Below are 13,610 nucleotides of genomic sequence, written 5' to 3' on the forward strand. Positions count from 1 at the left end.
TGCCCTACTCGTCGTCGATGCCCAGCTCCTGAATCTTGCGAGTCAGGGTGTTGCGGCCCCAGCCCAGCAGGGCAGCGGCCTGCTGGCGATGCCCACCGGTCACATTCAGCGCCTCGCGAATCACCGTACGCTCCAGTTGTGGCAGAACCCGGCCGAGCAGGTCGCGCTCGCCCTGTTGCCAGTGCTGCCGAGCGACCTGGGCCAGCTCGCTGGTCCAGTCACGCGGCGTGGCCATCTGCGCGTCCGACAGGCCTCCGTGGGTCTCCATGGGCGGCGCATCCTGATGCAGCTCGGCCGGAAGGTCGTCCAGGTGCACCTCACGTCCCGAGGCCATGACCGTCAGCCAGCGACAGGTGTTCTCCAGCTGGCGAACATTACCCGGCCAGGGCAGACGCTGCAGCTCGCGCACCACCTCCGGCCGCATGGTCTTCGCCTCGACCCCCAGTTCGCACGCCACCTCGGCCATGAAGTGCTGCACCAGCAGCGGGATGTCCTCCGGGCGCTCGCGCAACGACGGCACATGGATACGGATCACGTTCAGGCGATGGAACAGATCCTCGCGGAACAGCCCGGCGCGCACGCGCTCCTCGAGGTCCTGGTGGGTGGCGGCGATGATGCGCACATCCACCCGGATCGGGGTATGCCCACCGACGCGATAGAAGGTTCCGTCCGCCAGCACCCGCAGCAAACGCGTCTGCAGGTCGAACGGCATGTCGCCGATCTCGTCGAGGAACAGTGTGCCGCCATCGGCCTGCTCAAAGCGGCCCTTGCGGCTCTGGCTGGCGCCGGTAAAGGCGCCACGCTCATGACCGAACAGCTCGCTCTCCAGCAGGTCTTTCGGGATCGCGGCGGTGTTCAACGCGATCAATGGCTGATCGGCCCGCGGGCTGTGCTGGTGCAAGGCCCTCGCGACCAGCTCCTTGCCAGTGCCGGACTCGCCGTTGATCAGTACGGTGATATTGCTGCGCGACAGACGCCCGATCGCGCGGAACATCTCCTGCATCGCCGGCGCCTCGCCGATGATGGGGGTGTCCTCGATCCTGGCGCCACCCTCGGCATTTTGCTGCGCAGTCGCCCGCGCCTCCAGCGCACGCTGAACAAGGGCCACGGCCTCGTCGACATCGAACGGCTTGGGCAGATACTCGAAAGCCCCGGTCTGGTAAGCGCCGACCGCGCTCTCGAGATCCGAAAACGCCGTCATGATGATGACCGGTGGCGGATCCGGGCGGGTCTGCATACGGGCGAGAAAATCGAGGCCGTTCAGCCCCGGCATGCGGATGTCGGCCACCACCGTATCCGGGGCCTCGTCAGTCTCCAGCGCAGCCCAGGCCGCGTCGGCCGTCTCGAACCCGCGCACATTGATACCGGCGCGCTGCAGGGCGCGATCCAGCACCCAGCGGATCGAGTCGTCGTCGTCAATGATCCAGACGATGGGGTCCATCAGTTGCCGGCCTCCTTGGCATTTTGGGGTTCGATCGGCAGCAGGATGTCGAACGAGGTGCTGCCCGGTCGCGAACGGCATTCAATGAGTCCGTTGTGCAACTGGATCAGGCTCTGGGCGATGGGCAGGCCCAGGCCGGTGCCCGCGGCGCGGCCGGTCACCATCGGGAAGAAGATGCGCTCGCGGATCTCCTCCGGGATGCCCGGGCCGTTGTCGCGCACGCTCAGGCGTGCCACCAGGCGGTGGCGGTGACCGGAAATGGTGTACTGGCGCAGTACGCGCGAGACCAGGGTGATCTCGCCGCCCTCGCTCAACGCCTGCACCGCGTTCTGCACCAGATTCAGGATGGCCTGCACCAGCATGTCGCGGTCGGCCTGCACATCCGGGATGCTCGGGTCGTAGTCGCCGCGGATCTTCAGACCCAGCGGCAGTTGCACACTGACCAGGCCGCGCACGTGCTCCAGCACCTCGTGGAGGTTTACGGCCTCGAGGCGGGGCAGGTTGTTCGGGCCCAGCATGCGATCCACCAGGCTGCGCAGCCGGTCCGCCTCGCGAATGATGATGCCGGTGTATTCCTTCAGCCCGTCGTCATCCAGCTCGCTGGCCAATAGCTGCGCCGCCCCGCGCAGGCCGCCCAGCGGGTTCTTGATCTCGTGGGCCAGCCCCCGGGTCACCGCACGCGTGATCGCCTGCTGCTTTTGCAGCTGTTCCTCGCGACTGATCCGTTCATGGCGATCAATGGCGTTAAGTTCAAACAAGAGTTGTGGCTCGCGGCCATCGTCACCGCGCAGAGGCGTGATGGTGATGTCCGCCAGGAAGGGCTCGGCGCGCAGTGGCTCCATCTGTCGGGCGCGCAGGGTAATCGGCTGATCGAGTGACAACACCGACCGCAGCCGATTGGACAGGCTGCGGTCGAGCCTGAGGCACTGCCCCAGTCCGTGGCCGACGATACGCTCGCGGCTAAGCCCCAGCAGGACCTCGGCCGCACTGTTCAGGCTGACCAGGCGCAGCTCGCCATCCGTCACCAGCACGGCAGTTGACAGGTCGTCCCACCAGGGCCATGGCGCTGGGGCGGGCTTGGCAACAGGATTGTTCATCAACGGGCCTCAAGCAGGAATCGCGCCAAACAGGGGCACAGCACAGGGTGGATCATCCGCGGGCAGGAGAGCGCCCAGGCAAGGCGGCCGTGGCGGCAATCACCAAGCGCCGCCCCATTATAGTGCAAATACGGCACCATATTGGGGCAGAATGCGCACGGAGTTGGTGCGGCCGACTAGTTCTGCGGAATCTGCTGGACCTGGGGCTGAGGTGCGCGCGGGGCCTGGGGGGCCCGAGGGGCCTGCGGGGCGCCGCCCTGGGGGAATTGCTGCGGGCGCTGTTGTTGCTGCTGTTCGCGCGGGATCGCGATGCGCAGCACGTTGAACTGGATGGTGTCGCTGCTGGCGAGCTCCTGCCCGGCGTCGTCTTCTACTCGCGCCTGCAGGCTGTATTCGCCGCGGTTGAGCCCCTCGAAGGTGATACTGGAGCCGGTGCTGTCGCCAGCCTCCTCGCCGTTCAGCAGCCAGACGACGCGATGGCCGGCCTCGGTATCCAGGGCGGGCTCCAGCGCCACCTCGGCGGTGACATTGCCGTCATTGGCACGCACGCCGGCCCCGTCCTCCGGCTGCGTAATCGCGACGCGTTCGTAGCCACTGGCATCGGCCTCCTCTTGCTGAGGCCGCACCGGACGTTCAAGGATCTCTCGGGCACCCTCGAGCGGCACCCCGCGCATGGGCTCACGTACATCGACCGACTCGCTGGCGCTGCCCTCGGGAGGACGGTCGCCAAAGTGCACATTGCCCTGGTCGTCAGTCCAGCGATAGACCTCGGCCTGGGTGAGCGCCGGCAGGCACATCGCGACTAGAAACAGCACCCAGACCTTGTTCATCGTCGATCTCCTTGGGCCGAAACCCCCGAGCCACCTACGCGGCACGTACCCACATGCCCTGCACACGGGCGGCGTGCCCCTGCAGCGCAACGAGCCGCTGGCGTTCGGCCTCGCCCGTCGCGCCGGATTCGCGACGACCGATCCAGTCGTCCAGTGCGGCCAGGCGCAGCAATGTCGGTGCGGCCCCGCGCTCGATCGCGGCCAACGGGCGTCTGGCATGGTAGCCCGCAAGCAACGCGCGGTAGGCATCGGCTCGAATCTCGCCGGCCTCGTCCACCGCAATCGCCAATGCGATGCGCGCGAGCTGCCAGAAAGCGGGCACCGGCGCCGGCGGCATCACCAGATCCGCGAGCCCGGCCCCTTCCGAATAGACCCGCACCGAGTGCCAGTAGCTCCCGGCCAGCGGCAGATCCTCGAAACGATAGAGGCTCTGGTGGTGGAGTTCGGCATCCAGCGTCTCCCGCTCGCCGGCCAACAGCGTCTGGCCCAGGGCATCGGCGCGTTCGCGCAAAAGCTGCTGCAGCACCCCGCGGCGATAGCCCGTGGCCTCCGGCATCGCACTCGCCGGGTGCAGGGCCTGCCAGCTCGCGGCCCGCTCCCCCAGGGCGTTGAGGCTTCCGGGGCCCTCGGCCGACAGGGGTTCGCGCAATGCCTGACCTTGATCCAGGAAAAGAATCCGCGTCCCGTCGGCATCAGCGGTGGCCAGCGGGCTGATGCCTGCACCCTTCAGGGCCGCCTCGATACCGGAGGCGGCATCCGCCGACAGACGCAGGCACTGCACGGGCTGCCCCGCCAGCAAGGCCTCGCCCTCGCGAAACTCGATGCTCACCCCGCAGGCCTCGGCACAGGCCTGGCAGTCGTGTTCGTTCATTACCATTGGAAAATCACCCAGGACGGCGGTACGAAATCGGGTTCCAGCTCACGCTGACGGCGATCGAGCAGGCCGTCGCCGGTGCTGTCGATCAGGTAGTAGGAGGGACCGGCCGCGGGGATCACCTCCACCATCACCAGTTGCCCGCCCATGCGGTACTCGCGCCGGGTCTCCCCGTCGCGTTCGATGATCACAATGTCAGCCTCTTCCAGGCCCCGCTGCTCGCGCGCGCGTTCGTCGAGCACGGGCGGCGCGGGGTCGGCCTCGGCCTCGTCCGGCATCTCGGGCGGCGGCGGGGCATCGTCCCACTCGCGCTCCTGCTGGGCAATGGCCAGAGCCGGCGCGAGAAGCAGACCGACCAGGAGGGCGGCGGGATAATGGGTGCACTTAGCGGCCATGCTCACAGCTCCATCATGCGTTTCTTTTCTTCCGCGGAAGGCTCGAAGCTGCGCGCCTCGTAATGCTCGAAGATCACGTCCACCACGTCTTCCGGGGCATCCACCAACGAGTATAGCTTCAGGTCCTCGGCATCGATTGTGCCTTCGGACACAAGAGTGTCGTCGAACCAGTGCAGCAGCCCCTTCCAGAATTCGGAGCCGACCAGCACGATCGGGATGCGCCGGGTCTTGCCGGTCTGCACCAGCGTCAGAATCTCCGCCAGTTCGTCCAGCGTGCCAAAACCGCCCGGCAGGACCACATAGGCGGAGGCGTATTTCACGAACATCACCTTGCGCGAGAAGAAGTGGCGAAACCCCAGGCTGATGTCCTGATACGGGTTGGCGCTTTGCTCGTGGGGGAGCTGGATATTCAGGCCGATGCTGGGGGAGCGCCCGGCGAAGGCGCCCTTGTTGGCGGCCTCCATGATGCCCGGGCCGCCGCCACTCACCACCGCGAAGCCGGCATCCGACAGCTGGCGGGCGACTTCTTCGCCCAGTTGGTAATGCGGATGTCCGGGTGGAAAGCGCGCGGAGCCAAAGATGCTCACAGATGGCTTGATGTGCGCCAGGCGCTCGAAGCCCTCCACGAACTCCGCCATGATCTGGAAGATCTTCCAGCTTTCGCGGGTCAGAGCGGAGTCGTCAATCGGGCGCAGGCCGGGGTGTTCGGCGCGTTCGCGGTCGTTCATGCGGAGGGTTCCTCGTGTCGAAGGCCAAGCGTAACGGGCGCCCCGGGTCGGTACAAATGGTCGCGGCACAAAACGGGGCTGTAGAATGGCGCGCACCTTCCGCACGGATACCGCATTGATGTCACAAGCCCCCCTCGTTCTGGTCGACGGTTCGTCGTATCTGTTTCGGGCCTTCCATGCCCTGCCGCCGCTGACCGCGCCGGATGGCGCCCCGACCGGGGCGATGATTGGTGTGGCGAACATGCTGCGCAAGCTGCGCGCGGACTACGGCCCGGAACACATGGCGGTGGTGTTCGACGCGAAGGGCAAGACCTTCCGCGACGACATCTACCCGGAATACAAGGCCACCCGCCCGCCGATGCCGGACGAGCTGGCCGCCCAGATCGAGCCGCTGCACGAACTCGTGCGGGCGATGGGCCTGCCACTTTTGTGCGTCGAGGGCGTGGAGGCCGACGACGTGATCGCGACCCTGGCCGATCAGGCCGCCGCAGCCGGGCATGACGTGGTGATCTCCACCGGCGACAAGGACCTCGCCCAGCTGGTGAATGACCGCATCACCCTGGTCAACACCATGAGCGGGGTCACGCTGGACCGCGAGGGCGTACAGGAAAAATTCGGCGTGGCCCCGGAGCAGATCGTCGACTACCTCGCGCTGATGGGCGACAGCGTCGACAACATCCCGGGCGTAGACAAGGTCGGCCCCAAGACCGCGGCCAAGTGGATCGCGAAGTACGGCGATCTCGACACCATCCTCGAGCAGGCCGACGACATCGGCGGCAAGATCGGCGAGAACCTGCGCGCCGCGGCCGAGCGCCTGCCCACCTCGCGCGAACTGATCACGGTCAAGCGCGATGTCGAGCTGGATGCCGGCCCCAACGACCTGAACATCCGCGAGCCGGATCACGAGCGCCTGCTGGAGATGGTGCGCCGCTACGGCTTCACCCGCTGGCGCGCGGAGCTGGAGGGTAGCGAGGACGAGGCCGCTGACGGCAATCCGGGCCCGTCGCAGGCGAAGGGCGACTACCGGACGCTGCGCGAGGAGGCCGAACTGGCCGAGCTGCTGGAGCGTCTGGACAAGGCCGACCGAGTCGCCTTCGACACCGAGACCACGAGCCTCGACGCGATGCGCGCCGAGATCGTCGGCATGTCCTTCGCCTTCGAGCCGGGCACCGCGTGGTATCTGCCGCTGGCCCACACCGGGCCGGACGCCGACCCGCAGCTGCCGCGCGCGGAGACGCTCGAGCGCCTGAAACCGTGGCTGGAGTCGGAGCGCCACGGCAAGCTGGGCCATCACCTGAAGTACGACCGCAACGTGCTGGGCAATCACGGCATCACCCTGCGCGGGATCGTCGACGACACCCTGCTCGAGTCGTTCTGCCTGGATGCCGGGGCCAACCGCCACGACCTCGACTCCCTGGCCGAGCGCCACCTGGACTACAAGACCACGCACTACGAGGACGTGGCCGGCAAGGGGGTGAAGCAGATCCCGTTCGCCGAGGTGGATATCGGCATCGCCACCGATTACGCCGGCGAGGACGCTGATATCTGCCTGCAGCTGGATGCGGTGTTCCAGCCACGTCTGCAGGCGGCCGAAGGCCCCGCGTTTGTCTACCGCGAGATCGAGATGCCGCTGGTCCCGGTGCTGGCGGATATCGAACGCGTCGGCGTAAAGGTGGACCCGGATCGGCTCGGCGAGCAGAGCCAGGAGCTGCTGGCCGAGATGGAGCGCATCGAGCGCGAGGCCTTCGAGGAGGCCGGCGGCGAGTTCAACCTCGGCTCGCCCAAACAGATCCAGGAGATCCTGTTCGAACGCCTGGGCCTGCCGGTACTGCGGCGCACACCCAAGGGCCAGCCCTCCACCGCCGAGGACGTGCTGGAGCAGATGGCGGACGACTACGCCCTGCCGCGCCTGATCCTCGAGCACCGCGGCCTGTCCAAGCTGCGCAGCACCTACACCGAGACCCTGCCCCGGCGCATCCACCCGGAGACCGGTCGGGTGCACACTTCCTATCACCAGGCGGGGGCGGCCACCGGGCGGCTGTCATCCTCGGAGCCGAACCTGCAGAACATCCCGGTGCGCACCGAGGCCGGCCGGCGCATCCGCCGCGCGTTCATCGCGGAAGAGGGCCACCAGCTACTGGCGGCAGACTACTCGCAGATCGAGCTGCGCATCATGGCTCACCTGTCGCAGGATGCCGGCCTGCTGAAGGCCTTTGCCGAGGGTCAGGACATCCACCGCGCAACCGCCGCCGAGGTCTTCGGGCTGGACCCGGAGCAGGTCTCCGGCGATCAGCGCCGCGCGGCCAAGGCGATCAACTTCGGCCTGATCTACGGCATGTCCGCCTGGGGCCTGGCGCGCAACCTCGGCATCGAGCAGGGCGAGGCGCGCGAGTACATCGACCGCTACTTCAGCCGCTATCCCGGCGTGCACGACTACATGGAACGGGCGCGCGCCTCCGGGCGCGAGAACGGCTACGTCGAGACCCTGTTCGGCCGCCGCCTGTACCTGCCGGAGATCAACAGCCGCAACGGGGCGCGGCGCCAGCAGTCCGAGCGTGTCGCGATCAACGCCCCGATGCAGGGCACGGCCGCCGACATCATCAAGCGCGCGATGGTACGGGTCGCGCACGACCTCGAGGACACCGGGATTGACGCGCGCATGATCATGCAGGTGCACGACGAACTGGTGTTCGAGGTGGCCGACGCGGCGGTGGAGGACCTGACCACGCTGGTGCGCAAGGCCATGAGCGGGGCCGCCGACCTGGACGTGGAACTGGTCGTAGACGTCGGCGTCGGCGCCAACTGGGACGACGCCCACTAGCCCCCATGCTGGCCCATCGCTTCAACCGAATCGCCGCCTGGCTGGTCGCGCTGCTGCTACTCGCGAGCGCCTGGATGCTGGCCGAACGCTACCTGGACAGTGGCGCCGCCGAGGTGCCGATCGTCCAGCCACAGGCCTGCGACCTGAATGCCGGCCCCTGCAGCACCGCCCTGGCACAGGGCGGCGAGGTGCGCCTGGAGATCACGCCGCGCCCGGTACCGATGCTGCGGGAGCTGACGCTGGACCTGCAGCTGGATGCCGCGGCGAAGACCGCGCTGAACAACCCTGAGGCCCTGGACCTGGACCTGGCCGGAGTCGAAATGTATATGGGCTACCAGCGCCCGCGCCTGGAACACACGGGTGATGGCCGCTACCGCGGCACGACCACGCTGCCGATCTGTACCACCGAATCCATGACCTGGGCAGCCACCGCGATGCCGGCAGGCAAATCCGAGGCCGCCTTCGTACAATTCCGCTTTGTCACTGCCCGCGATCACTGATGAACCCCTTATGAACCGTATCCCCGTCAGCAGTCTCTTCTGGGCCTTCGCGGTGGTCGCCGCAGGTGCTCTGCTGGTGTATGTCACTCTGGAGCCGGGCGAGCCGCCGCCGCGCGATCTTGCAGGTCATGCGCAACTGCCCATCGCCGACGAGGTACAGGGCGGACCGATCGAGCTGCCGATCGCCACGCACGCGGAGCGCTTCGACCTGGGCGATTACACGGACCAGTACGTCTGGCTGTATTTCGGCTATACGAGCTGCCCGGATGCCTGCCCGACCAGCCTGGGGTGGATTGGCGGGGCGCTGAACCGCTTGCCGGAAGAGTTGCAGGGCCAGGTGAACGGTGTGTTTATCAGCGTCGATCCGGAACGAGATACCGAGGACCGCCTGGCCGATTACGTGGCCCATTTTCATGCCGACATTCACGCGGCCACCGGATCCGAAGAAGACTTGAAGCCCGCCGCTAAGCGCTATGGTGTCTTCTACGAACGCCGCGCAACGGATTCGGCGATGGGCGACATCATCGACCACAGTTCATCGACCTATCTGATCGGGCCCGAAGGCGACTTGCTGGAGATTCACCCTCACGGGACCAGCGCGGCCGATCTGGTCGAGACCCTGAGGGCACACGCCCAGTCCCAGGGAACCGATGACTGACGGGGCAACAGCCACAGGAGCGCTGCATTCAGGAGTGTGAAGCCAATCACGTTCATTTTCGGGAACGGATGGAACTCAAGGCAACTGACGCTTTCTTACGTTACAAGCGCTCTAGCCCAGCGCGAGCCCGCTTCTCTCCCTGAGCGGGCAGGCCTCGCTCCCCCCTGTCGAGGCCGAATCTTGCCCCGGCCCTCCCCAAGGCCGGGGCATTTTTTTGTCTGGGGTTCATGGTTCGCGCCACGGTCAGTCTTCGACCGGCTGGAGCCACTCGGTCAACAGGCCGCGCAGGTCATCGACCCCCTGATTTTTCAATGAAGAAAAGGTCTGCAGGGTCGCCTCGATCCCCAAGCCTTCCAGCTCGCGCTGGGTCGCGTGCAATTGCTTGTCGGCCGCCTGCCGCGAGAGCTTGTCGGCCTTGGTCAGCAGGCAGTGCAACTGGCAACGCTCCAGCGGCACCCACTCCAGCAGCTGACGGTCGAGCTCGGTCAGGGGACGACGGATGTCCATGATCAGCACCAGCCCTGCCAGGCACTCGCGCGACTGCAGGTAATCCCCCAGCAGCCGATCCCAATGCTGGCGCTGGCCGGCGGACACCTTCGCGTAACCATAGCCGGGCAGATCCACCAGCCGCCATGCCTCGTCCGGCGGCAGGGCGAACAGGTTGATTTCCTGGGTGCGCCCGGGCGTGCGGCCCACCCGGGCCAGGGCCTTGCGCCCGCACAGGGCATTCAGGGCGCTGGATTTGCCGGCATTCGAGCGCCCGGCGAAGGCAATCTCGATGCCGTCATCCTCCGGGAGCTGCTCGACCTGGGCCACGCCCTTGATAAAGGCGGTCTCGCGAAAACGGGGTTCCATGGGGCGGGGGACGTCCTTGGCCGAGTGCGGAGCTCGGAATATTTTTGAGCGCAATTTAGCATTGTGCTATAAACTGCGCCGCTCAAGGAAACACTGGTCAATGTACACCCTCGCGTTGGTACCCCAGGTTTTCCGAGACAAGGCGCGCCGCTTGCGGGTAGTGGTTCTACCCGCAAGCGGCGCAACGCAGGATCGGGAAACTGGGGTACCAACCCCATAACCCATTACAATGCAGGGGCTCGGCCGCTTTTGCGCGCGAACGGCGTTGCGGCTCCCTTGTGCAGAGTGACTGCACGGCAGTCGCCGCGGCTTGTTCGCATGCAAAAGCGACTCGAGCGCAAGGGTGTACATTGACCAGTGTTTCCTTCATGTTGATCGCCCTGCCAAGGGGCACAAGGAACGCGGGTCCGACCCGGCACGCATTTACATGCAGGAGAATCTTCGATCATGAACCACAAGCTTTCCGCTCTCTTTGCTGCCCTGTCCGTCTCCCTGCTGCTCCCGCTGTCGGCGGCTCAGGCGGGCGATCCTCAGCGCGGCCAGGAAATCTCCCAGTCCTGCGCGGCCTGCCACCAGGCGGACGGCAACTCGACCAACCCGGAGTGGCCGAAGCTCGCGGGCCAGCACCCGAAATACACCGTCAAGCAGCTGCGTGACTTCAAGGAAGGCGAGACCCGCTATGATTCGCTGATGGCGGGCGAAGTCGCGGATCTGGACGAGCAGGATATGCGCGACCTGGCGGCCTACTTCGCCGAGCAGTCCATCACCACCGAAACCGCCGACGAAGACGTCGTCGAACGCGGCGAGCGCATCTACCGTGGCGGCATCCCCTCCCAGAACGTCGCCGCCTGCATCGCATGCCACGGCCCGAATGGCCAGGGCAACCCGGAGGCGATGTTCCCGAAGGTTGCGGGGCAGCACGCCACCTACAGCGCGGACCAGCTTTACAAATTCCGTGACGGAGAGCGTTCCAACGACGCGGGTCGGATGATGCGCAATGTGGTTCAGCGCATGTCCGACGAAGACATCGAGGCCGTGTCACAGTACATGGCCGGGCTGTCGTCCGACTGATCGTGCCGGAGCGCCGTGCAGTCCGGGCGGCGAACCTCCCAGGGAAGGGGCGGCCATAGGCCGCCCCTTTTTTGCTGTCCGGGGCAGACAAATTTTTCCGCCACCGGGAATGGAGCGGGGGCTCGGCACGTCAGACAGGTCGGATCAGAGAAACTGGCCAGCTCCAGTAACAGGGTTTGCACGAAACTTCCGTGCAGTTTGTCTAGGAAATTGAACCCCGACAGGGGTGCTTCGCATAGTCGCGAAGGTCAACGCAGGTTTCAGCATGTCGAATAACGAACAGGTGGCCGGGTCTGCTCCCGCGACCGGTGCCCGCAGCAAGTCCGCCCGCGCCCCGCGGCGCAGCCGCATCCTGGTCGAGTTCATGGGTTCCATGAGCCTGGCGATCACCCTGCTGGTGGCACTGGCCATCGCCTCCGTAATCGGTACAGTGCTCGTCCAGAACCAGCCCTATACCGACTACCTGATCGACTACGGTCCCTTCTGGCACGAGATCTTTGCCGGCATGGGGCTTTATCAGGTCTATTCCGCCACGTGGTTCCTGCTGATCGTCACCTTCCTGGTGGTCTCCACCTCGTTCTGCGTCTACCGTCAGAGCCCGGGCATCCTGAAGGACCTGCGGCGCTACAACCTGCAGGTGAAGGAAAAGTCCCTGCGCTCGTTCCACTCGAGCGCGACCGGGGAGCTGGACCAGTCGCAGCAAGAATTCATTGATCATGCCCGGCGTGTGCTGAAGGCCCAGGGCTTCAAGGCACGCGAGAAGGAATCCGAGGGCCAGACGGTGATCGCGGCCATGAAGGGCCGCTGGAACCGCCTCGGCTATCTGCTGACCCACGTCGGGATCGTGGTGATCTGCGTGGGCGCGCTGGCAGACGGCTCGACGCTGCTCAAGGCCAAAGAGTGGCTGGGCATCATCGAGATCGAGACCCGGGGCGTCCCGGTGTCCGAAGTACCGCGCTCGGCCTGGGTGCCGGTCTCCAATCCCTCGTTCCGCGGCATGGTCGAAATCCCGGAGGGCTCCTCCGCGGACGTGGTGTTCCTGCCGATGCGCGAGGGCTATTTCGTCCAGCAACTGCCGTTTCGTATCGAGCTGGAAGAGTTCCGAATCGAGCGCTTCTCGACCGGCGCGGAAAGCTCCTACGAGTCGGATCTCGTGATCCATGACCCCAACCGCGACGAGCCGCTGCGGCATACCATCTCGGTCAACCACCCGCTGATCTACAACGGGTACGCGATCTACCAGGCCAGCTTCGCCGATGGCGGCACCCGCCTCGATATCGAGGCGATCCCGCTCGGCGGCGAAGCCCTGCGCTCGCTGGAAGTCCCCGGGCGCGTATTCCAGGAGCAGGAAATCCCGACCCCGCAGGGTGACACGCGCATCATCGAGTTCATCGACTTCAAGGACCAGAATGTCGTACCGCTGCTGAATGAAGAAGGCCAGCGCGAGAACCGTCAGCTGGGCCCGAGCTTCGATTTCCGCCTGATGGATCGCACCGGGCACGGGCTTTACTACCGCAACTACATGCGGCCTGCACTGCAGGAAGGGGCGATGTACTTCCTCAGTGGCGTACGCGAGAGCCCGAGTGACGAGTTCGTGTACCTGTTCCTGCCGGCGGATGCCGATGACTCGCTGGACCGTTTCCGCACCTACCTGGCAATGCTGCACAACGCCGAGGTGCGCAACACCATCGCGCGCGAAGTCGCGGCCGACGATCCCTCCGGCACCGCGATCGCCCAGACGACCTCGGAGCTGATGCGCCTGTTCGCCGAGGGCGGATACGGCGCGGTGCACGCGGAGATTGACCGCCGCGTGCCGGAAGAACAGCGCGAGCAGGTCGGCCAGCTCCTGATGCGGGTGCTGCACGCCGGACTACAGGGCCTGTACATGGAGGTCCTGGAAGACGAGGGTGTGGTCTCGATCCAGGAAGAGGAGCAGCGCTGGCTGGAAGACGCTGTCTCCGCAATCAACGCGATCAGCCTCTACGAGTCACCGTTCTATTTCCACCTGAGCGACTTCGAGCACCGCGAGGCCTCCGGTCTCCAGATTGCGCGCGCCCCGGGGCAAAGCACGGTGTACACCGGCAGCGTGATGCTGATCATCGGGATTTTCCTGATGTTTTACGTGTCGTATCAGCGTCTGTGGATCATCGCCCGACGCCGTGAAGACGGCAGCGGGACGCAGGTGACCATGGCCGGAACCAGTAACCGGCACAAGGTAGAATTCGAGAACCGTTTCGCGCATCTTAAGCGTTGGATCATCGATCAGAAGCCGGCCAACGGCTCGGGCGATGGCCAGAAGTGAATCAACTAATAAGAACGACTAACCGGTAGCAGTCGGAG

At 65.9% G+C, this 13,610-nt stretch carries 11 protein-coding genes and 1 pseudogene; 5 read left to right on the forward strand and 7 right to left on the reverse strand.

Going from position 1 to position 13,610, the window contains the following annotated elements; genetic code table 11:
• Positions 1 to 4: 4 nt before the first annotated feature.
• The 6 genes from ntrC to G015_RS0101910 all read right to left on the reverse strand — a co-directional run bounded on the left by ntrC (position 5) and on the right by G015_RS0101910 (position 5,365).
• Positions 5 to 1,441: a nitrogen regulation protein NR(I) gene (gene ntrC / locus G015_RS0101885; protein WP_012981466.1), complete on the reverse strand. Its 1,437-nt coding sequence runs from the start codon at positions 1,439 to 1,441 to the stop codon at positions 5 to 7.
• On the reverse strand, positions 1,441 to 2,538 hold the full coding sequence (gene glnL / locus G015_RS0101890) for a nitrogen regulation protein NR(II) (RefSeq protein WP_012981465.1): 1,098 nt from the start codon (positions 2,536 to 2,538) through the stop codon (positions 1,441 to 1,443). The genes ntrC and glnL overlap by 1 nt, the downstream gene beginning before the upstream one ends.
• Before the next feature lie 176 nt (positions 2,539 to 2,714).
• Complete coding sequence (locus tag G015_RS0101895) at positions 2,715 to 3,368, reverse strand: DUF4124 domain-containing protein (protein ID WP_012981464.1); 654 nt, start codon at positions 3,366 to 3,368, stop codon at positions 2,715 to 2,717.
• 34 nt (positions 3,369 to 3,402) lie between these two features.
• Positions 3,403 to 4,239 carry a hypothetical protein gene (locus G015_RS0101900; protein ID WP_012981463.1) on the reverse strand — a complete coding sequence of 279 codons (837 nt, stop codon included), beginning with the start codon at positions 4,237 to 4,239 and terminating at the stop codon, positions 3,403 to 3,405.
• The gene (locus G015_RS0101905) at positions 4,239 to 4,637 is read right to left on the reverse strand and encodes a DUF2782 domain-containing protein (protein WP_012981462.1); all 399 of its coding nucleotides are present in this window, start codon (positions 4,635 to 4,637) and stop codon (positions 4,239 to 4,241) included. Before G015_RS0101905 ends, G015_RS0101900 begins: the two co-directional genes overlap by 1 nt.
• Positions 4,638 to 4,639: 2 nt before the next feature.
• Complete coding sequence (locus tag G015_RS0101910) at positions 4,640 to 5,365, reverse strand: TIGR00730 family Rossman fold protein (protein ID WP_012981461.1); 726 nt, start codon at positions 5,363 to 5,365, stop codon at positions 4,640 to 4,642.
• A 118-nt stretch (positions 5,366 to 5,483) separates the two neighbouring features.
• Here G015_RS0101910 and polA point away from each other — a divergent pair, with 118 nt between their 5' ends.
• Genes polA through G015_RS0101925 form a run of 3 tightly spaced genes read left to right on the forward strand, consistent with a single transcriptional unit; the run spans position 5,484 to position 9,344 of the window.
• Positions 5,484 to 8,186 carry a DNA polymerase I gene (gene polA / locus G015_RS0101915; protein WP_028490871.1) on the forward strand — a complete coding sequence of 901 codons (2,703 nt, stop codon included), beginning with the start codon at positions 5,484 to 5,486 and terminating at the stop codon, positions 8,184 to 8,186.
• Between the two features lie 5 nt (positions 8,187 to 8,191).
• Positions 8,192 to 8,686 carry a hypothetical protein gene (locus G015_RS0101920; protein WP_012981459.1) on the forward strand — a complete coding sequence of 165 codons (495 nt, stop codon included), beginning with the start codon at positions 8,192 to 8,194 and terminating at the stop codon, positions 8,684 to 8,686.
• A gap of 10 nt (positions 8,687 to 8,696) precedes the next feature.
• Positions 8,697 to 9,344 (forward strand): SCO family protein, encoded by a 648-nt coding sequence (locus tag G015_RS0101925; protein ID WP_012981458.1) that lies wholly within the window; start codon positions 8,697 to 8,699, stop codon positions 9,342 to 9,344.
• A 243-nt stretch (positions 9,345 to 9,587) separates the two neighbouring features.
• On the opposite strand, the gene yihA is transcribed toward G015_RS0101925, so the two are convergent.
• Complete coding sequence (yihA, locus tag G015_RS0101930; protein ID WP_012981457.1) at positions 9,588 to 10,199, reverse strand: ribosome biogenesis GTP-binding protein YihA/YsxC; 612 nt, start codon at positions 10,197 to 10,199, stop codon at positions 9,588 to 9,590.
• A gap of 447 nt (positions 10,200 to 10,646) precedes the next feature.
• Here yihA and G015_RS0101935 point away from each other — a divergent pair, with 447 nt between their 5' ends.
• Both G015_RS0101935 and G015_RS0101940 read left to right on the forward strand, forming a co-directional pair.
• Complete coding sequence (locus G015_RS0101935) at positions 10,647 to 11,270, forward strand: cytochrome c (RefSeq protein WP_012981456.1); 624 nt, start codon at positions 10,647 to 10,649, stop codon at positions 11,268 to 11,270.
• Positions 11,271 to 11,535: 265 nt separating this feature from the next.
• Positions 11,536 to 13,594, forward strand: a pseudogene (locus tag G015_RS0101940) (cytochrome c biogenesis protein ResB).
• The last annotated feature ends 16 nt before the right edge of the window (positions 13,595 to 13,610 follow it).

It is taken from the genome of Thioalkalivibrio sp. ALJ15 (assembly GCF_000383695.1).
Lineage (GTDB): Bacteria > Pseudomonadota > Gammaproteobacteria > Ectothiorhodospirales > Ectothiorhodospiraceae > Thioalkalivibrio.